At 42.4% G+C, this 19,201-nt stretch carries 18 protein-coding genes; 3 read left to right on the top strand and 15 right to left on the bottom strand.

Annotated elements, in window-relative coordinates; translation table 11 throughout:
• Positions 1-10 precede the first annotated feature (10 nt).
• The 4 genes from BUA79_RS09885 to BUA79_RS09870 form a co-directional block, all read right to left on the bottom strand.
• Complete coding sequence (locus BUA79_RS09885; protein ID WP_073994264.1) at positions 11-904, bottom strand: DUF5131 family protein; 894 nt, start codon at positions 902-904, stop codon at positions 11-13.
• On the bottom strand, positions 897-1,784 hold the full coding sequence (locus tag BUA79_RS09880) for an SIR2 family NAD-dependent protein deacylase (protein WP_073994263.1): 888 nt from the start codon (positions 1,782-1,784) through the stop codon (positions 897-899). Before BUA79_RS09880 ends, BUA79_RS09885 begins: the two co-directional genes overlap by 8 nt.
• A gap of 319 nt (positions 1,785-2,103) precedes the next feature.
• Positions 2,104-2,802 (bottom strand): 4Fe-4S double cluster binding domain-containing protein, encoded by a 699-nt coding sequence (locus BUA79_RS09875; protein ID WP_178138586.1) that lies wholly within the window; start codon positions 2,800-2,802, stop codon positions 2,104-2,106.
• A gap of 62 nt (positions 2,803-2,864) precedes the next feature.
• Complete coding sequence (locus tag BUA79_RS09870; RefSeq protein WP_073994261.1) at positions 2,865-3,614, bottom strand: hypothetical protein; 750 nt, start codon at positions 3,612-3,614, stop codon at positions 2,865-2,867.
• Between the two features lie 203 nt (positions 3,615-3,817).
• On the opposite strand from BUA79_RS09870, the gene BUA79_RS09865 reads away from it, so the two are divergent.
• Positions 3,818-4,153 carry a winged helix-turn-helix transcriptional regulator gene (locus tag BUA79_RS09865; RefSeq protein ID WP_073994260.1) on the top strand — a complete coding sequence of 112 codons (336 nt, stop codon included), beginning with the start codon at positions 3,818-3,820 and terminating at the stop codon, positions 4,151-4,153.
• 236 nt (positions 4,154-4,389) lie between these two features.
• Here the strand turns inward: BUA79_RS09865 and BUA79_RS09860 are convergent, their stop codons facing one another.
• The 7 genes from BUA79_RS09860 to BUA79_RS09825 form a co-directional block, all read right to left on the bottom strand.
• Positions 4,390-4,740, bottom strand: a complete 351-nt coding sequence (locus BUA79_RS09860) for an MmcQ/YjbR family DNA-binding protein (RefSeq protein ID WP_073994259.1) — start codon at positions 4,738-4,740, stop codon at positions 4,390-4,392.
• Between the two features lie 59 nt (positions 4,741-4,799).
• On the bottom strand, positions 4,800-5,966 hold the full coding sequence (locus tag BUA79_RS09855) for an iron-containing alcohol dehydrogenase (protein ID WP_073994258.1): 1,167 nt from the start codon (positions 5,964-5,966) through the stop codon (positions 4,800-4,802).
• Between the two features lie 170 nt (positions 5,967-6,136).
• Positions 6,137-6,580: a cupin domain-containing protein gene (locus BUA79_RS09850; RefSeq protein WP_073994257.1), complete on the bottom strand. Its 444-nt coding sequence runs from the start codon at positions 6,578-6,580 to the stop codon at positions 6,137-6,139.
• A gap of 399 nt (positions 6,581-6,979) precedes the next feature.
• The gene (locus BUA79_RS09840; RefSeq protein ID WP_073994255.1) at positions 6,980-7,414 is read right to left on the bottom strand and encodes an HPP family protein; all 435 of its coding nucleotides are present in this window, start codon (positions 7,412-7,414) and stop codon (positions 6,980-6,982) included.
• A gap of 90 nt (positions 7,415-7,504) precedes the next feature.
• Positions 7,505-8,194: an aspartate/glutamate racemase family protein gene (locus BUA79_RS09835; RefSeq protein ID WP_073994296.1), complete on the bottom strand. Its 690-nt coding sequence runs from the start codon at positions 8,192-8,194 to the stop codon at positions 7,505-7,507.
• Between the two features lie 79 nt (positions 8,195-8,273).
• The gene (locus tag BUA79_RS09830; RefSeq protein WP_073994254.1) at positions 8,274-10,175 is read right to left on the bottom strand and encodes a heavy metal translocating P-type ATPase; all 1,902 of its coding nucleotides are present in this window, start codon (positions 10,173-10,175) and stop codon (positions 8,274-8,276) included.
• A gap of 92 nt (positions 10,176-10,267) precedes the next feature.
• Positions 10,268-11,431, bottom strand: a complete 1,164-nt coding sequence (locus tag BUA79_RS09825) for a GerMN domain-containing protein (RefSeq protein WP_143147906.1) — start codon at positions 11,429-11,431, stop codon at positions 10,268-10,270.
• 278 nt (positions 11,432-11,709) lie between these two features.
• Here BUA79_RS09825 and BUA79_RS09820 point away from each other — a divergent pair, with 278 nt between their 5' ends.
• The gene (locus tag BUA79_RS09820) at positions 11,710-11,994 is read left to right on the top strand and encodes a hypothetical protein (protein WP_073994252.1); all 285 of its coding nucleotides are present in this window, start codon (positions 11,710-11,712) and stop codon (positions 11,992-11,994) included.
• 96 nt (positions 11,995-12,090) lie between these two features.
• Here the strand turns inward: BUA79_RS09820 and BUA79_RS09815 are convergent, their stop codons facing one another.
• The 4 genes from BUA79_RS09815 to BUA79_RS09800 are packed head-to-tail and all read right to left on the bottom strand — an operon-like array spanning position 12,091 to position 18,536.
• Complete coding sequence (locus BUA79_RS09815; protein WP_073994251.1) at positions 12,091-13,428, bottom strand: CHAD domain-containing protein; 1,338 nt, start codon at positions 13,426-13,428, stop codon at positions 12,091-12,093.
• 12 nt (positions 13,429-13,440) lie between these two features.
• Complete coding sequence (locus BUA79_RS09810; RefSeq protein WP_073994250.1) at positions 13,441-15,483, bottom strand: RNA degradosome polyphosphate kinase; 2,043 nt, start codon at positions 15,481-15,483, stop codon at positions 13,441-13,443.
• Between the two features lie 10 nt (positions 15,484-15,493).
• Entirely contained in the window at positions 15,494-17,023 is a 1,530-nt protein-coding gene (locus BUA79_RS09805) for a Ppx/GppA phosphatase family protein (RefSeq protein WP_073994249.1), read from the bottom strand.
• Positions 17,016-18,536 carry a Ppx/GppA phosphatase family protein gene (locus BUA79_RS09800; protein ID WP_073994248.1) on the bottom strand — a complete coding sequence of 507 codons (1,521 nt, stop codon included), beginning with the start codon at positions 18,534-18,536 and terminating at the stop codon, positions 17,016-17,018. Before BUA79_RS09800 ends, BUA79_RS09805 begins: the two co-directional genes overlap by 8 nt.
• Positions 18,537-18,972: 436 nt before the next feature.
• Between BUA79_RS09800 and BUA79_RS09795 the strand changes: the two genes are divergently transcribed.
• The coding region (locus BUA79_RS09795) for a transposase (protein ID WP_143147905.1) at positions 18,973-19,201 on the top strand (229 nt) is incomplete at its 3' end.

Here is a 19,201-nt window from a genome sequence, read left to right as displayed (position 1 = left end):
TCATACTCATTCATTTCACTTTGCATTTACCACAGTCACTGCACCCGTTACAGATTTGCCTGCTGCCGCAATGCCCGCAATTTTCCCGGAAATGTGGCTCGTACAGGCATTCCTTTTCAATTCTTGTTCCAAACGTATCATAAAGAAGAAAGCTCATCTCTTTCCCCTTATAATTCATGCCTGATTTATATGCCATCTCACTCTGTACATTTTTTTTAGGGAGATGATATTTTTTCCCATCTTTCACAAAAAATGTACCTGTCTCTATAAACAAAAATGAAACCTGATGAGTTTCACACTGTTTTCTTAGTAATTTGACCCACTCAAAATTGCAGGGTCTTGCCCCATCATAGTTTTCACCCCCACAAATTACCTGCTCAATCTGACCGGTAGGCAGATATTTTTCGATATCCACCTTACCAATAATAGGAGCACACATAATTCCTTTATGCTTAAATGGAAGCTCCAAAAGAATAGGTATTCTTTCATCTGCCCGTTCCTGATTTTCACAAGTGACATTCAAAAAAATGTTTTCCATAGACCACTGGCCAATGCCATCTCCCCAATTCTTAGGCAGACACTTTTCAACTCTTTGGGGCCGTTTGGTAAGCAGAAAGAACTTCACATCGCTGCGCTCTTGCATCATTCTCCAGGCTTCCTCTCTCCATTCATCTGCTTCTTCTAAGAAAAAATCGGATGTCATGCAGACGCGGATCAACTCTCCACTTTTTATTTTATAATTTCCCTGCCTGTCTTTCTGCATGGGATATGTATAGCTTCCCTTTGTTTGATAAATTTCTCCTCCGTTTCTGCCATTTCTTTGATCAAGGAAGTACATATAACAATGATCACAGCCTTCACTTATCTTCTTGCATCCATGCCATGGATTCCATATATCATGCATTCTTCATCTCATTTCCTGGCAAATTCTGCTCACTTTGTCTTTTTCCAATGGATTGAATAACCAGCATTATATCCTCATCAAACGATATTGTCTTTTTGGCAATTTCAGGTGCTCCCAATGGGTTATCCCTATTAAACCGTATTAGTGTAGCATTGGGATTTTTATAGGTCATCTGTTCAAATGGATACCTGATAATACCAGGGGTATTAAATCCCACTCCAAACTCCATGTACACAATATTTTTCCCTTCGCTCTCATCCAGAAATTTGCTGTATCTTTTATCCGCCTTGTACCATTCTTCATTCTGTACAAAAAAAGCATTGTGACGTAAGTTTACATCCATTTCATTTCCGCACACAGGACATCTTGGCACCAGTTCAGAGGGAATTCTGCACTCCTTTGTATGAAACACCATTTTTTTAATCAATTCCTCGTTGTAGTAAAGTTTATCATGGCACCCTTTAGCACATTGCAGGTAGGAATAGTCTCCCTGAACTTCGAAAACCTTATCATCTGGAAATCCGGCTTTTACAAATTGGCTTTCTACGTTTGTTGATATTACAAAATATTTCTTGTTTTTCACTAGTTCCATGATATCAAGATAGAGTCTGGTGGCAGGCATAAGATAACGGTTTACATCAATATGCCTTGCCCAGTGAGCCCAAAGTTCTTCTTCCGTCTGAAACGGATAAAATGTTCCGGCATACATATCTGTAAATCCATATTTCTCCATAAAATCAGAAAAATGATCCGAAAACCTTTTTCCACTATAGGTTAGTCCCGCAGCTGCCGACAGGCCTGCGCCTCCCCCGATTAATATGTATTCGCTATTTTCAATGGCTTCTTGTGCCTGACTGATTCGTTTTTCTAAATAATCCATATTACACAACCTCTTTCCAGCACTGTGGATCAGCAGAATACCTGTTATGGGTATATCCATATGTTACTGCCATATGTTACTGCCAGACATCCCCTGCAAATATATCCGTACGTGCTATCTGTTAATGCGTTTCCAATGGGACTTTCCATTCTTTTCAGGTGCTTTGAAATATGCCTGTGCACCTGATTTCTTCGTAAACAATGACATTCTGCTACTTCCTCAGTTTTTCGATGAAAGTGTCTCTTACACTATCAATATACCTGGGTAATTATCAAATAAAAAGTAGAAACTTTTTTATTAGTAGGTTACAAAAAGGTGACTATACGGAACTATCTGCACTCTGCCACCTCGTTTTTGTTCCGATGGGGCAGCACGCGTAACAAACATCACATTTACGAATACTTTTCGCAGCTATTTCCACCTGATTTTTAGAGTTTTCACGGTAATTTTCGCAACGCTCCTTTGTAAATCCGTTTTCTTTTAATGCGCCCCCTGGACATTGGTCAAGACACAAAGTACAGCCTCCACACAAATTCTCGTCATATTCTGGATAACGATAATCTCCCCCCATCAAGGGTGCATCAGATAATATATAACCTATATAGTTTCTGCACCCATAATCTTCTACGATAAATCTATGGTTTTTCCCTACAAATCCCGTCTTTGTCATTTCAAATAGCCTGTTAGCTTCATCATCCGGCAAAATATCTGGCAGCTTTATCACCGTGTTATACCCCAGTATCTCCAGCTTATCGCTAAAATTCCTAAGATAACTTTCCACTTTCTTCTGCGCCATGGTGCATTTTGACTCACCATCCGTCCCGTAAATGGACTGCTCCATCAATAGCAACGGCTCATACAGCGGAATTCCGAGAAAAATAATACTCCTTGCTTTTTTACCATCTGCAAGAAGGTCACAATCTAAAATATGAAAAAATGGTATCTTTTCAGCAAAGGCAGCCTCCTGTATCAAGAAGGTAAGGTCTCTTCTATTTTGCATTTCTTCATTCTTTTCCAAATATAGATCTGGAATGATCAAATCTTCCTTTTTTCTTCGTTTACTCCACTGTGCTCTCATAATCAGCCCCCATTCTTCTTTTCAATTTTTTCAAACCATGTATTTTTCTTTTCTTCCGCATCCCAATGCATGTCTCCTTTCGGACACATACGAAGACACATATCGCAGTCAATATTCAAATGGCTGGAATAATACATTTTATTCTCACTACAGTTAATAATGCATTCGCACTGTCTTGCATGAAAGTATCCATCTCCCAAAATAGCCCCGCTTGTACAATGCGTCTGGCAAATTTTGCATCCTCCACAATTATCTTTTTCCACTTCCCTGTCAGGGATTAATGGGGCATCTGTTGCAAGATAAAGTAAATTCAGTCTCGGACCATACTTTTTCGTAATTAATAAATTGCTTTTTCCGATGTAACCCATTCCACAGCTTTCCGCCGCATTGGCCAGACGGATTCCTGTATTTAGAATTCCTTCCCCATAAATGTCACCTCCAAAAGTATGAAACCCCTGTTCTCTCAAAAACTTTTTCAATATCCATTTCCGATTTTCCAATTCACTGAGTGTCAACGAGATATAATCCCCTCCTTTTCCGTTGCAAACCCACCCTCTGCTAATTGGATCGGCCATCCCGCAGCCAAATAACAAAATTGATTTTGCTGTCGGAAACAAGTCTTTAGGCCGTCTTCCTGCCCTTGCTTTTTGATTTAACTCCTCAACATCAGCAATTCCCAAAATATCTATATCATTTTTGATTGAGAATTTTTTCACAATATGAGTCAAGCGTTCCCTTTGTTTTAATTCCATCTCCTATCTGTCCTTTCACCAATAACATTTATAATCATGCTCTATTATAGATTACATGCAGCCTATTAGTAAGTACGCACCTTTTTGTAACCATTACCTTCATCTTGATATCAAAAGAAATATTGACTGCCAAAGAATGTTACATTATAATTTGTATATAACATTCTTTTATAAACCATATAGATATTTTAGGAGGTACAAATATGCTGACAAAAGACGAATTGCCATTATGTCCTGTTGCTACAATAGTTGAACTAATCGGCAATAAATGGAAACTATTAATCATACGAAATCTATTGGCAAGGACCTCCCGTTTCGGGGAATTAAAAAACGGTATTCCAGGAATCAGTCAGAAAGTATTAACGGATAACCTTCGTTCATTAGAGTCCGACGGATTAGTCATCAGAACTGTTTTTCCAGAAGTGCCGCCACGCGTCGAATACTCCTTAAGTGAATTGGGGGACACATTACGTCCTCTGTTTAAATCTATGGAGGAATGGGGAAATACTTACAAGGAATCCATTAATGTAACTTCTTAGACTTCTAAGATCCTTGGATTATTTCGGCATTATCGCATTTTTTACTTCTATTTTATAATTTTTATTTCATCCAGGGACTTTAGCCTATGAATGGACGGATTTAGTCCAACCTATATGACACCAATTGGTGGATTTATCCGTTAAAATAAAGGTGCTTTATTCCAACTTCACCGTCTGTAGGAACGATACAAGCCCCATATACCCCTTCAATTGGCGGCTTATGAGGCTTGAACTTTCTAACGCTTCCTTTTTTTCAGTTTTTCCTTTGTAAGCTCATAGCTTTCCGCTATCATTCTTTCAATGTCCTTGTCCGGTACCGTCCCGTCCAGAATGATGGAATTCCAGTGTTCTTTGTTCACATGATACCCCGGAATCACGGATACAAAAGCATTGCGCCAGAAATCTCTCCACTCCGGGTCACATTTTACGTTGATCCAGATATGGTCTTCTCTTTCGTATATGCATGCAAATATTTTCCTGTTGTCTTTATGCCTCATTACAGTCCAGTTGGGGTCATGAAACGGATAGTCCTCATATACACTTTCAAATGTACTGCAAAATGCAATTGCTTCGGCTCTTTCTAACATTTCTGCCCCCCGTCTGAATCATGTCTATTCATTGGATTTCTTCAGGTTCTCTTCATATCCTACAGACACATTTTGAATATATTCTCAATATCCTGCTGGTTTAGCGGCTTGAATCCTGACAGAATGCCGCCCCCGCATGCTTTTCTGGCCATTATGGCAAAATTGGAATCATCGATCCCGATTTCTGTGAAAGTACTCTGCAATCCCAGCGTTTTAAACAGAAAATCAGAAACCATCTCAATGCTCTTCTTTGCAACCTCCATAGGTTCCATCTCAGGATTGATTCCCAAAACATTACATCCAAACTGATAAAACTTCGACACGGTTCTTTCATCCAATGTATATTCCATCCAGCGGGGAGTAAGGATTGCAAGGCCAAGCCCGTGTGTAATATCATAAATTGCCGATATTTCATGTTCCATCGGATGGCAGCTCCACGCCTGCCTTTTGCCGCCATTTACAAATCCATTGATTGCCCAGGAGGAAGTCCACATAAGATTCGCTCTTGCTTCATAATTGTCTGGAGCCTCCATTGCAATCGGTGCGAATTCAATGATTGTTTTCATCAATCCTTCCATCACCGTATCCAGCATATACAGATCCTGATCCATATTGAAGTAAACTTCCATAATATGATTGAGGATGTCAGCCGCTCCGCAGGCTGTCTGATATTTGCTTACTGTGTAGGTGATTGACGGGTCAAGGAAGGAGACTTTCGGCTGCATAACCGGGAACAGAAGTCCTATTTTATCCTGCGTTTCCGGATTGCTGATAACTCCTCCGCAGTCCATTTCAGAGCCGGTTGCAGAAAGGGTCAGGACATCGATAATCGGGAGACATTTGTCTACCGGAACTTTCTGCAGGAGAATGTCCCATGCGTCGCCGTCATAATAGGCTGCGGCTCCGATGTATTTGGTACAGTCAATAACGGATCCCCCACCTACTGCAAGGAGCACATCGATATTCTCTTTCTTACAGATAACAGCCCCTGCGTTCACAGAGGAAACCCTCGGATTTGGCTCAATTCCTGATAATTCAAAAAGCTCCAGACCAGCATTTTTAATCTCTTCGACTACTTTATCATAGAGTCCGATTGTTTTAATGGAACCCCCTCCATAAGTCAGTAAAACTTTTTTTCCATACCTGCCCAATTCTTCACCCAGATGTCCCAATTGATTTTCACCAAAATATACTTTTGTGGGAATGTCATAAATAAAACTGTTCATGTTTTCAATCTCCTTTTCAACTATAAGTAATTTATACCCATTTTTTTATGTTTTGACTCACGTACACTTTCGAAAGGAAGTACAAGGCCCATAGTTGGCCTGTCTCCTTATGAAAGATTTCATTTGCGGAACCTCCCGCTTTTTATTCAAAGCTTGCTATCTCCATAATATCACCTGGAGCTGACTCCAGGACAGGAATTATTTATTTTTTTATAAATTTCATCCGAAACTTCTTCCAGCCATTCATTACCTGCATCCTTGGCTGGAACCTCGACTGCCAGGTGGGAAAACCAGCTGTCGGATGCGGCACCGTGCCAATGCTTCACTTCTGCCGGAATATTTACAACATCTCCAGCTTTTAGCTCCCTCACTTCTTTTTCCCATTCCTGAAAATATCCCCTGCCTCCCGTAACAAGAAGAATCTGCCCCCCCTTATGGTGTATGTGCCAGTTATTTCTGCACCCTGGCTCAAATGTCACATTTCCAATCGGGACGCCTGCAGTTGTCAGCATATTCAAATATGCCTGTCCGATGAAATACTGTCCAAACTTTTCTGGAAGCGGTTCGCCGATTGGGAAAATCGCTCCTTTACTTAAATCATTATCTCCATTCATTCTAAAAACCTCCATCTTTCTTTTTTATAATTCCGCTCATATATGGCTGATTTTACAATCCAGTCGACAAACATAGCAACCCAGGTTCCCATCATGCCCATTTGGAAACCAAAGGCAAATACGTAGGACAGCGCAATCCGGCAGAAAACACACTGATAATCAGCGCCATGACAAAATCCACCAGGGAAACTCCTGATACTGATTACTCCTTTTTTTGCGATAAGGAAATACTACGCCTTGGAGTTAACTCCATGTCAAGGGGTATTTTAAAACTGCATACAAAAAAGGGCCGCAATGAGCCCAGCTATAAGGATTTAATTTATAGCTCAGGACACAAAAAACCAAAGGGTATCAAAGACATTACTACCCATTGGTGTTCAAGTTTTTTGATAATTGAAGCTATTTGAATTTTCTGGTATAGATGGTTGCAATGACGGAGATCATCAAAGCCCCTGACAATACTGGGAAAATTATATAAAGCCAGTCTGCACCGGTTGTTACTGCAATTATTGTTACGGCGCACGCCGGCGGATGTACAATATCTGCTATAAGCATGATGAAAACAGCAATCCCTACCGCAAACGCTATTGACCAGGATGTATTTTCCATGATGTGATAAGACGCCACTCCTGCCAAAGAGCAGACTGTGTAACTTCCAACAACATTTCTCATTCTCGCAAAATGGCTGCTTCGTAAAGAGAATAAGATTACGCAGGTGGCACCAAATGGTGCAATCATAAGACCTGTTTGCGTAAAATCTCCCACCAGTGAGACCAATAATATGGCAATAAAAACCCCCGTGCTTTCGACAGCATATTTTGCAAATCTGTTCACAATATGATTCCCCCTTCTCCTAAACAATGTAATTATAGACTATTCATTGGGGGGATTAGTTGCAGAAGTCACATGTGAACAATCAAGATCTCACTCAATTGCCAGCATTGCAGCTTTCGTTGCATGAATCTGCGTTGTGTCAAATATGGGCAGCAATGTGTCTTCCTGCCGTATCAGAAGACCTATTTCCGTACAGCCAAGAATGACACCTGCTGCCCCGTCAGCCGCCATTCCGTTTATAATGCGAAGGTATTCCTGTCTTGATTTCTCCGATATAATGCCCATGCATAATTCCTCATAGATGATCTGATTCACGGCCTCAATATCCGGCTCATTTGGAATCTGTACTTCAATTCCGGCTTTCTCAATCTTCTCCCGGTAAAATCTTTGCCGCATTGTATACTTAGTCCCAAGCAGCGCAACTTTCTTGATTTTATGTTTTTTCAGCTCATCGGCAGTAGCTTCGGCGATATGGATAATGGGTATTCTCAGAATCTCCTGAATTTTATCTGCGACCTTGTGCATTGTATTGGTGCAGATAAGAATGTAGTCTGCGCCTGCTTCTTCCAGTCTTTTCGCGGCATCTGCCAGAATATCGGCACTTTTATCCCAGTCCTCATTTGCCTGGCATTCTTCTATTTCCGCAAAATCTACGCTATATAACAGTACTTTCGCGGAATGCAAACCACCGAGCTCTTTTTTTATAACCTCGTTGATTATCTTGTAATAAGAGACGGTGCTTTCCCAGCTCATTCCGCCAATCAATCCTATTGTTTTCAACATTTCACCTCTTTTGATTTTAGAACCAGATGCGTATTCATGTGAGTCAGGACAGTATATTCCATAAATTCACCGCTGATCAATCCGCCTTTAACAATCTGGCATTTATTGAGACAATTATGGTACTCAGAGACATGAGTATAGCACCCAGAGCCGGGCTGATTATGATTCCCTGATTATACAGAACTCCAGCTGTCTCAATCGCAACATCTGTTCCGGCGCCTATTGCAATTCCAAGATCAGCTGCTGCAAGTGAAGGGGCATCATTCACCCCGTCGCCCGTCATGCCGATGATTCTGCCCTTCGCCTGCAATTCCTCAATCTTTGATGCCTTCTCCTGAGGAAGCACCTCGGCTATGACTTTATCAATGCCTACGCTTTCTCCGACATATGCCGCAACCCTCTTGTTATCTCCAGTAAGCATTATGGATTCAACATCCATGCTCCGCAGCGTCTCTACCGCTTCTTTGGCTGAATCCCGGACGATATCGGAAAGAGCGATAAACCCCAGCAGCTTTTCTTCTTCAAGAACGAACACAACCGTTTTTCCCTCTTGAGCCAGCCTCTCATAAGTCTCAACATCAAAGCTGATATTTTTTGAACGCATATATCCCGGACTTACAATTCTGGTATCTCTGCCTCTGACCTTCGCCATCAGCCCTTCTCCGGTTATATTTTGATAATCCGTTACTTCCAGTCGCTCCAGACTTTTTTTGCTGCCTTCTTTCACGATTCCTCTTGCGATTGGATGCTCTGAATTCAGTTCAACAGAATACGCTATCGTCAACAGCCCGTCTTTAGTTGCAGATACTTCATGGATATCTGTAATCCCGAATTCGCCTTCTGTCAAAGTTCCTGTCTTATCAAAAACAATTGAATTTATTTTTCTTGCATTTTCAAAAGCTGCCCTGTTTCTTATCAGAAGTCCATGTTTCGCGCCAATGCTCGTTGACACTGCCGTCACAAGAGGCGTGGCCAGACCCAGTGCGTGCGGGCAGGAAATAACCATTACTGTTACGGCTCTCTCGATGGCAAAATTCAAGCCACTGCCCACTGCCATCCATACTATAAAAGTCACAGCGCCAGCCGATACTGCAATGTAGAAAAGCCACTTTGCCGCTATGTCTGCCAGTCTCTGGGTATTGGATTTCGATTCCTGGGCTTCCCGGACCATTTTGATAATCTGAGACAAGAAGGTATTTTCCCCGATCCGGTTGACCCTGAATTTCAGGACTCCCTCCCCATTGATTGCCCCTCCGATAATCTCGTCACCTTTTCTTTTGTCGACAGGTACCGACTCACCGGTAAGCATGGACTCATTAACGGAAGAAGACCCTTCGTAAATAATACCGTCTATAGGGACCTTTTCTCCCGGTTTCACAAGAACCATATCCCCTTCCATTAAATCTTTTACGGGGATATCCCTGGTTTCTCCATTTTCACCTACGAAATGGGCAATCTCAGGCATTAATTTCGCTAATTCCTCCAGCGCTTTGGATGCTTTCATAACTGATTTCATCTCAATCCAGTGGCCAAGAAGCATAATGACTACCAATGTCGCCAGCTCCCAAAAGAAATCATTTCCCTTAAGCACAAAAACAGTAAGGGCACTGTAAACGTAGGCAACAGTAATCGCCAATGCAATGAGCATCATCATAGCCGGTGATTTTTTCTTGAACTCATCAATGGCACCTTTTAAAAAAGGCTTGCCTCCATAAAAGAAAATCACTGTAGATAATGCAAACAAAAGATATGTATCACCGGCAAACCTCCAGTCCACACCCATAAACATCTGAATCATTGGTGACAAAGCAAGTATCGGCAGCATAAGGATGATGGAAAATAAAAATCTTTTTTTTAAATCAACAACCATCATTTCATGATGATTATCATGTTCATGGTGCTCCGGATGGACTTTCTGATCTTCATCCATCTGAGGATGATTCATTTTGCTGTGGTCCATCTTTTCATGATTATCCACTGTTTTCCCCCTAAACGGTACGCAAATAATTGAAAATATTGCCTCACCGGATTACGCGGCACACGATACAGTGCAAGAATCCAATTCTACTTTTAGGGAAGAGGCAAGGCATCTTTGGTATCGACAATAAATGCATCTCCTCTGTCCATATCGATATGGCCACTTGAATACGGGTTTCCCTCTACCGTGAGATACACTTTTTCAACTCCATAGTAGCTGCCAAGCGTATTCGTTATACTCGCTAGAATCAATGCTTCATAACCGGCACCCGCATTCATTTCGCTTACAAGTTCTTGTGAGAAGTCAACATACAGCATGCCATCCCTGTTCAGGTAAAGCCAGTTGATTTTCACGTTTTCTGTAAGGACCCTGGCCACATTCCCTTCCGGAAGGTTCTTGAAAGCTTTCTGAATCACAATCCTTGTTATGTCGTTTGTATTAAAGGTTATGTCCCGGTCAACAAAATATAGACCGTCCACATTTCCATTCGGGTAGAAAAACCTTATATGCTGCACCAGAGGACGGTTCATTGATATCTGGCTCAATGTTGAAGAAACAACATATCCTTCCTTTGATTCCCATATTGTCTTGACAAGTCCGATGCCCGGGGCATAATAATCCTTATTCGTATCCCCAGCTCTTTCTGTTACTACTTCCACGGCATGGAACGTCCCTGCCGGGGTAACGACTTCAACATCCGTTCCCGAAATATATCGCCTGCTTCCGTCCGCTGCGGTCCACTCATTTCCTTTAACCAGAGGCGCCTCCAAAAGCACATCCTTCATCTCGGGGGTTTTTGGCAGAAATCCCTCCCTGTAGTAGCATTCAGGCCTTGAAAGTATACGGGTTATACGGTCACTGCTTACCTCAATGACATTTACAATCTCCGTTCCGCCATTATTCATTCTTGTCTGCACCCTGGTCTCATTGTAGACATCCACACTCAAGGTGAAGAATGCAAATTCATTTCCTTCTCCCTGATATGTGTACATGACGTTATTTAAAAACGGATAATACTCAGCAAGCTTGTGTTCCTCTGCCTCTGTGGTTGTTTCTGTTGTCGTTTCTGTAGTAGCTTCTGTGGTCGTTTCTGTGGTTTCTTCTGTGGTTGCTTCTGTAGTTGCTTCTGTGGTTTCTTCTGTGGTTGCTTCTGTGGTTTCTTCTGTAGTGCTTCCATTGTTTTGGTCCGTCTTCTTACATGCCCAAAACATAGCTACCGACAGCACTAGCACTAGTATTAAAAAAAGTTTTTTCATACTGGCCACCATCCTTTTCCCGACCTGGTTCCCGCAGCTTATCATTTACATATTCTCTTACTTTCATTTTACTCCTAATGGCAGAGCAAATCCATACTCAAAAATCATGGACAACATATATTTTAAATTTTACAAAAATCATTTAAATAAGCGTTTTTTTATAGACCGGATTTTAAATTTGTTTCATATACTGTGAAAAACATATCTTATTGAAAGTGAGAAATATAAACTGTCACCCAAAACGGAAGGCACCAATTATCGAAAGGAGAAATAATAACATGAGAAGAACAACAGAAAAAGACTGCACTTCGTTCAAAGAGACGACTGAAGACGAATTGGATAAAATTCTGGGGATTTTCCAACGAAAATTATTCGAAAGCGAGAAGGGTTATTTAAAATTCAATGCTTCATCCAGCAATGTATTAAGAGCCATTTTTATAACAAATGGGGTTTCAATGGGGTTTTACCCTATTGTGCTGCGAAGAATCTGTGAAAATTACAGGGTTGAAAAAGTCTGTTTGAGGACAGGAACAATCCTAACCATTTGGCCGGTACTTATTTAGAATAAAACTTATTTATAGGTCCGGACGGCTGGATGCTTGTCCGGGCCTATTTTTTGGGATTCAATTCTTCTTGTCTCAGTGTTCAACTATCGATTCTTATTTGAACACCTTTCTGTCTACCCCGTCAAAATACCGTGCAACGATTTCATCCGCCCTTCTTTGCTGGTACCCAGCCAGAAAGGCGCTTTCATGGGCTGACTTGCGGCTTTTATATTTTTCATCCAGTTTCTCTATAATATGGTAGTTAGCAGCCGCATCGCAGACGATGCCGATATCATCCTGTAATATTTTTAATCGGGAAAGGGATATATTTTTATCTAGCCTGATGAAATTCCCCAGTGCACTCATCACATATCGGAGTTTCTTGATTTGAATCCTAAGGGGATGAATGGATGAAATCTCCTTGAAATCTGTACTTTCATAACTATCTTTCACCTTTTCTGACCACTTTTCTAAGTGTTTCTCCGTAAAGTCTTCAAACCGGGTCACTTCGTCTTCAGATTCCGGTTTTTCTTCATTAATGATACCCCAAATCCTCAAAAGGTTTTCCGCGATTCTCTTCAGTTCATTATTTACTCTGTGTTTTTCCTCATCCCGCTCCACTCTCAGGGTGTGAAGAAAAGAGGATTCCCCCGTGATTATTTCCGGATGGGTTTTTATAAGATTCTGCCAATCCATCATCATGACGTCAATTTCCCGGAGGTGTCCGAGCTCAGTCATGATATTTTTAAGAATTTCTTTTACCTGCATGTAATCATCTTCTTCTACAAGTGGTTTGGCAAAAGAAAGCGTGGATCGAAAGATACGGATTTTAACCCGCATCTGGTGTACTGACTCCGGATCATCAATTCTGTGGGATATTTCCCTATACATGTCGAAGATTTCCTGGAATTGGGCACGGAAGATTTTATGAAATTCTTTTACAGCATTCCCCTTCTTGTCCACGTTCACGCACTCCGCTTCAAGAACGTCCGGCTGAATAAGCCAATGCGGTTTCAATCTGATGGGATTTAGCGATTCAATGGCGAAGGAAACAGCCATACCTTTTCTAAACGGGATATGTAAACCATATAATTGTGTAGCCCATCCGCTGAGAAATGGCTCATGACCGATTATAATCAGGCAGGTGTGGGAAGTGGCTGTTTGGATTTCAGATTTCAGGGCTTCGAAATCTCCATTTTTAATCCACTCACACTCTGCTACCGGCAGGTCTCCCAACTCCCGGGCCAAAATCTGAGCCGTCTGGACTGCCCGAATAAGCGGGCTCGACAGGATGCGGATCTCCATACCCTGACCGATACCTTCCTGCAATCCGGGCAATGCAGCCTTCAATTCGTTAATACCGTTTCTGGTCAGTTCCCTCGCGGCGTCATTCCCATCCGGTTCCAATCCCTGTGCCTTTCCATGTCTCATGAGAATCAATTTTCCGTACATTTCAATACCTCCTTATTTTTTCTCCACATTGCCAGAAAAGTACTCCTGGCTGACAAACCGGCCTTGCTGCCCCTGCGTATGCTTTCGGTATGTTCCTTTGGCTGTCATTTTCCTCACCTTTCCGGTATCCCTGAAAAATATTTCCAGGATACCCTTTATCTGATTGCGGATTTCCGGATCATCCACAGGGAAAAGGACTTCGACTCTCCGATCAAGATTGCGCTGCATCATATCCGCACTTGAAAGATAGATTTCCTCTTTTCCGTCATTGTAAAAATAGTAAATTCTGCTGTGTTCAAGAAATCTTCCAACGATGCTCTGCACCGTTATATTTTCGCTCATGCCATCCACCCCGGCCCTTAGGCAGCATATTCCACGGACGAGAAGGCTGATTGTTACACCCGCCTGAGAGGCGCTATAAAGAGCCTCAATGATGCCTATGTCTACGAGAGAGTTCATTTTTGCAATAATTGCGGCCTTTTTTCCCCTCTTTGCATTTTCCTTTTCCCGGTTGATGAGCTTCAGCATTTTTTCCCTCAGCGTATAGGGTGCAACGCTGAGCCGGTTCATGGCCATCGGTTTTGAAAGCCCTGAAAGCATATTGAAGAGGTTTGATGCATCCATACCAAAGTTCGGATTTGAGGTGAACAAGCCCATGTCTGTATAGAATCTGGCTGTTACATCATTATAGTTTCCGGTCCCGAGGTGGACGTATCTTCTGATATGGTCTTCCTCTTTCCGGACAACCAGCAGCACCTTGCAGTGCGTCTTCAGCCCAGCAAAACCGTAAATAACGTGGCATCCCGCCGTTTCCAGGCGCTTTGCCCAGAGGATATTGTTCTGTTCATCAAACCTGGCTTTGATCTCAACCATAACAGTTACCTGTTTGCCATTTTCAGCAGCCTGTTCCAGAGCCTTTACAATCGGAGAATCTTCACTGACCCGGTAAAGAGTCTGTTTTATGGCAAGAACCCGGGGATCCTGGGCAGCCTTCTGCACAAACTCCACTACTGGAAGAAATGAATTGTATGGATGATGCAGAAAAATATCCTTGTTTCTTATTACATCGAACATGTCCTCCCTGCCTTTCAGGGCTTCAGGAATAACGGGCTCCAACCCGGGATATCGCAGCTTGGAATAACCCTTCAGAGAATATATCCTCCTCAGATAAATGAGATCAACTGTTCCCGGTATCTTATAAACATGTTCCCGATTGACTTCCGTTTCATCCATCAGGCGCTTGAGTATTTTCCTGTCCGCGTTTTCCTCTATTTCAAGTCGGATGACCGCTCCCCATCTCCGCATGCGTACAGACTCCTCGATAACTTCCAGCAAATCTTCTGCGCCTTCTTCATGTATTCCAAGATCGGCATTCCTGGTTATTCTCCATATGGCCGTCTTTAACACGGCATAACCTGTAAACAGACGGTCAAGACGCATCCTGATTACTTCTTCCAAAAGTATAAAATTCCTGTAGCCATCACCTGAGGGTACGGGAAGGACTCTGCCAAGTACAGACGGAACCTGCACTGTAGCAAAATATGCAGCATCCCCCCTTTCCTCCTCGTCCGAGAGGAGCACGGCAATATTGAGACTTTTATTCTGGACCAGGGGGAACGGCCTGCCTTGGTCCGCCACCATAGGAGTAAGCACAGGAAATATGTCCTTTTCAAAATAATCATCTAAAAACGAAACCTGGTCCGCGCTTAATTGGTCATGGCTGAGTATCCTGATTTTTTCATCATCCAGCTCTTTTAGAAGCTCATCGTTGTGTCTGAGATACAGTTCTTTCATCATGCGGTGTGTACGCAGGGAAATTTTTTCCATGAGTTCCATAGGCGTCAGGCCTGAAGGATCCTTTGTCCGCAATCCCGCATCAATCTGATCCTGAACAGAAGCGACGCGCACCATAAAGAACTCGTCGAGATTGGAACATACAATTGAAGCAAAATTCAGTCGTTCAAACAATGGATTCTGTCGGTCGCTTACCTCTTCCAGAACCCGGTGGTTAAATTCCAGCCAGCTCAGTTCCCTGTTTATATATCGGCTCCCCATCTGTTCCCTCCTACATCATAATTTTTAACACAGGATGGATTCCCATGACTTCTTCAAAAAATTCAGCTCTTTTATTGAATACCCATTCCTCCAGCAGAAGATTCTGTGATGCCTTGACGGTCAGAATCAATTCGTCTTTTTTACGGCAGATTTCGATGTCTGACACTTTCCCTCCCCTTGAATAATCCAGGCTATTCGCAATTTTCAATATAGCTGTCAGTTTTAATACGATTGCCTTTTCTTCATGGGACAGGTTGGTATATACTGTATGATGTTGCCTTGGAACCTCGTCTTCATGATAAAAGATGATACTGGATATTATCTCCATCTCCAGATTAGATATTCCCATAATATTCTGTCTTTTGACCAGCCAGCTCGTAATCACATTGTAGTCATTAAAATTCACAAAATATCCAATGGCATGAAGCATCGCTGCGATTTCAAGATATTGCCTCTCTCTTTTCCCAAGCTGGTGGTACTTTTCGGTCTGATCATATATCTTCATGGCAACTTTAGCAACCTGGGAGGAATGCTGTCTGTCGATTCCATATTTTTTGGCCAGGTACCAGACAGAAGAAATAATATCCCTGTTGAACTCTTCCTGCCTTTCCAGGTCAAAAATACTGTCTGCCAGATCGCAGACTATTCCCTGGCGGAAATCAATTTTAGGTATATAGACTTTTTTTGAATGAGTCATCCCAAGAAAGGAATTCAGAATTACAAAGGTTGGCACCAGCGTTTCCACCTGCTTCGCAGACATCCGGTATGCCTCCATGATTTCCTCGTCCTGCATTCGTTTTATTTTCTCATATAGATTCTCGATTTCAACAATATCGATCAATTTTTTCTTTGCCGATATCAGTCCGGCCACCATATTCAATTCAGAACCCAGACCGATAAAATATTGGATATCAGCCTTATTGATGATTGGTTTGACAATAGACAGGCGGCTGCTTATAAATTCCTCCATAACCCGGAGAAATTCTGTTGTCCTGGTCTGAAATGTGGACAACTGTTCATGAAGACGTAGTGCCCCGATATTAATATATTCCGTCATCATCAGATTGCCTTTTTGATATATGGAAAACTCGACTCCACCGGAACCCACATTCACTACAAGCGCTGACTCCACTGTTTTTCCCACTTTGGGAAGTCCGTACCTGAGAGCTTTGTGCATGTAGAATCGCTCCTGTGCACTGTTGGCAACATCCACGACAATCCCTGTATTCATGCGTATTCTTTCCAGTACATACTCTTGATTTTCCGCTTCCCTGAATGCGCTCGTTGCCACCGCCTTATATGTTTTGACCTGATAGTTATCCATGGCCTTTTTAAATCCTTTGATATGCAGGACTGTATCGCTGATTGTTGCGGCATGGATTCTCCCTGTCTGAAAAACGTCACTTCCGATATTTGTCGGCTGAACGAGTTCTTCAAGGATATTCTTGCCCCCGTCCCCTCGAAGCTCGGCAATCGTCAGCTCCAGATTGTTTGGTCTTATTACAATAGCCCCTACTACCTCATACCCTTTTTTATTCAACTGAGTCCACCTCTTCTGATTCTTGTATCTGCAGCTGCTTTCCAAAAGTTCTGGCAAATGTACCTGCAATGCTTTTTGCATCATTTATTTCCAAACCGGGACTTATCCAGGCCTGTATCCTGAGGGTTACAGTTTTAGCCGCAATCTGGCTTTCGATACCAATCACGTTCCCATTCTGTCTTCTATCCAGACTTTCGGCGATCCGGACCATGATGCCCAGCTGTCTGACCGTATTGTATTCTTTCCTGTCCAGCAGGGATTTAAACGGTGCCGTAAGCTTCATCTCGTCCTTTCTGTGCATGGCGGCGACCATTGCAGCCATAACAAGCTCCTTGTGGGACAGTCCATTGATGCGGCTATTCAATATGGTGTAGAATGAATGTTTATGATGGTCGTAATAACTTACATTGATTCCGCAATCATGCAGCAGAGCGGCCGTCTTTAATACTCTTTCCTGATTTCGTTCAATTCCTAATTCTTCCTGCAATTGATGATAAAGTGTCCGCGACAGATTCCATACATTGCTGGCGTGCCGTTCATTTACTCCAAAATTCTTTACCAGATTATCCAGTGAATTTTCAAGCACATCCCTGACCGGTTCCCTGCCGCCCAGCATATGTTCGTATCCGATTCCTTCCCGCAGACCCGCACCGCTCACCTGAATACTTTTAATTCCGGTAAAATCCAGAAGCGCCTCTATTTCTGCAAGAGCACCTGGAAAAATATCTGCTCTGTCAGCAGAAAGACCTTTAATATCCGTTCTGTCCTTTGCGGATTTTCCGGAAACCAGTCTGAATATTTCATTCACATCCATGTCGGTCATTGAATAATTGTGTGTTATATCCAAAGGGTAGTTTTTTAACTTTCTGTCGATTTTGGACAGATTACGGAACGACCCTCCAATCCCTACCAAAGGCCCGGCACTTTCCAGCCACGTAAGGTTTGCAAACTCACTGTACAGAAATTTTCTCATCTTTTGCCGTGTTTCTTCCGTCAGAGGATCTTTAAGCCGAAACATCTCAGCCATCGTAATGGCACCGAAAGGAAGACTTACCGACTGTCTGAATTCTCTGTTTCTGACCAGTATGAGTTCTGTACTTGCGCCACCGATGTCCATTATCAGGCAGTCCGAAAGCACCATTGTGTTTATGGCTCCGAAGTAGTCATAGTAAGACTCCTGCATTCCAGACAGCACGCTGATCCGGATGCCAATCTCCTCCTGTACCATCTTCAAAAAATCTTCCCGGTTCGGTGCCCTTCTGACTGCCTCCGTGGCTGTTGCAACCAGCTCATCCACTTCCAACGCCTCACCCAGATCCTTGAAAAAACGAAGTGTTTCAATGGCAGTCCTCATCTTTTCCGGCTGCAGATTCCTGGAATCTCCGTTCCGTTCACCCAGCCTCAACGTTTCCTTTACTTCATCAATGAGCCTGAAGCTGCCATCCGGCTTGATGTGGAGAACTACCATCCTTACTGAATTCGATCCGATATCAATGATTCCCAGTTTCTTCATATGCCGTCCCCCGGTATCCTGTTTTTCACGGGCATACCCTGAATTTCATAAATTATAGCGCGCCCGTATTAAATTTTCATATGAGACATGTAAAATATTCATGCCATCATTATACCATGTTATGAAAGACAAACAAAACCCCGAAGACAATGATATTTAATCGGGCAGATAAATAGCCATCCCCTTTTTAAAAATGATAACAGTTCATTCATCGCCTGTTTATACTTGTCCATGTCATCAATTGCCAGCCCAGTGTGCAAACCATCTGGATATAAGCTTACCGGACAGATTCTGTATGTCGACCACGGCACATCATTGTACTAATGTAATACAGGCTTTTAATATATATACGCAAAAAAGATCCCCGATGGTGGTTTGATATGCTCCCTTCTAGGTAGACAAGTGAAATAATAAAAACTTGTTTATTTAGGAGGGAGTGTTTTTTATACCTAGAAATGTATCGCCACAGGACAAGCTACAAGCAGTAATCGAGTATCTTACCGGAAAAGGAAGTCAAGAATCTATAGCCAAGAAATATGATGTTAACCATAAGTCTTTGTCAGCATGGATAAACAATTATAAGGCATTTGGAGAAACGGCCTTTAATAGAACTGGTCGAAACAAAAACTATAGTTTAGAATTCAAAAACACAGTAGTTCAATCTT

The sequence above is a fragment of the Parasporobacterium paucivorans DSM 15970 genome (assembly GCF_900141895.1).
GTDB lineage: Bacteria > Bacillota > Clostridia > Lachnospirales > Lachnospiraceae > Parasporobacterium > Parasporobacterium paucivorans.
The sequence above is the reverse complement of the archived record's forward strand: the minus strand, read 5'-3'. Positions and strand labels throughout refer to the sequence as shown.

What these genes read in the sequence shown, in the direction of transcription:
- BUA79_RS09885 (WP_073994264.1), bottom strand. Translation starts at nt 904, where the DNA reads ATGCATGATATATGGAATCCATGGCATGGATGCAAGAAGATAAGTGAA.
- BUA79_RS09880 (WP_073994263.1), bottom strand. Translation starts at nt 1,784, where the DNA reads ATGGATTATTTAGAAAAACGAATCAGTCAGGCACAAGAAGCCATTGAA.
- BUA79_RS09870 (WP_073994261.1), bottom strand. Translation starts at nt 3,614, where the DNA reads ATGGAATTAAAACAAAGGGAACGCTTGACTCATATTGTGAAAAAATTC.
- BUA79_RS09865 (WP_073994260.1), top strand. Translation starts at nt 3,818, where the DNA reads ATGCTGACAAAAGACGAATTGCCATTATGTCCTGTTGCTACAATAGTT.
- BUA79_RS09860 (WP_073994259.1), bottom strand. Translation starts at nt 4,740, where the DNA reads ATGTTAGAAAGAGCCGAAGCAATTGCATTTTGCAGTACATTTGAAAGT.
- BUA79_RS09855 (WP_073994258.1), bottom strand. Translation starts at nt 5,966, where the DNA reads ATGAACAGTTTTATTTATGACATTCCCACAAAAGTATATTTTGGTGAA.
- BUA79_RS09850 (WP_073994257.1), bottom strand. Translation starts at nt 6,580, where the DNA reads ATGAATGGAGATAATGATTTAAGTAAAGGAGCGATTTTCCCAATCGGC.
- BUA79_RS09825 (WP_143147906.1), bottom strand. Translation starts at nt 11,431, where the DNA reads ATGAAAAAACTTTTTTTAATACTAGTGCTAGTGCTGTCGGTAGCTATG.
- BUA79_RS09820 (WP_073994252.1), top strand. Translation starts at nt 11,710, where the DNA reads ATGAGAAGAACAACAGAAAAAGACTGCACTTCGTTCAAAGAGACGACT.
- BUA79_RS09815 (WP_073994251.1), bottom strand. Translation starts at nt 13,428, where the DNA reads ATGTACGGAAAATTGATTCTCATGAGACATGGAAAGGCACAGGGATTG.
- BUA79_RS09810 (WP_073994250.1), bottom strand. Translation starts at nt 15,483, where the DNA reads ATGGGGAGCCGATATATAAACAGGGAACTGAGCTGGCTGGAATTTAAC.
- BUA79_RS09800 (WP_073994248.1), bottom strand. Translation starts at nt 18,536, where the DNA reads ATGAAGAAACTGGGAATCATTGATATCGGATCGAATTCAGTAAGGATG.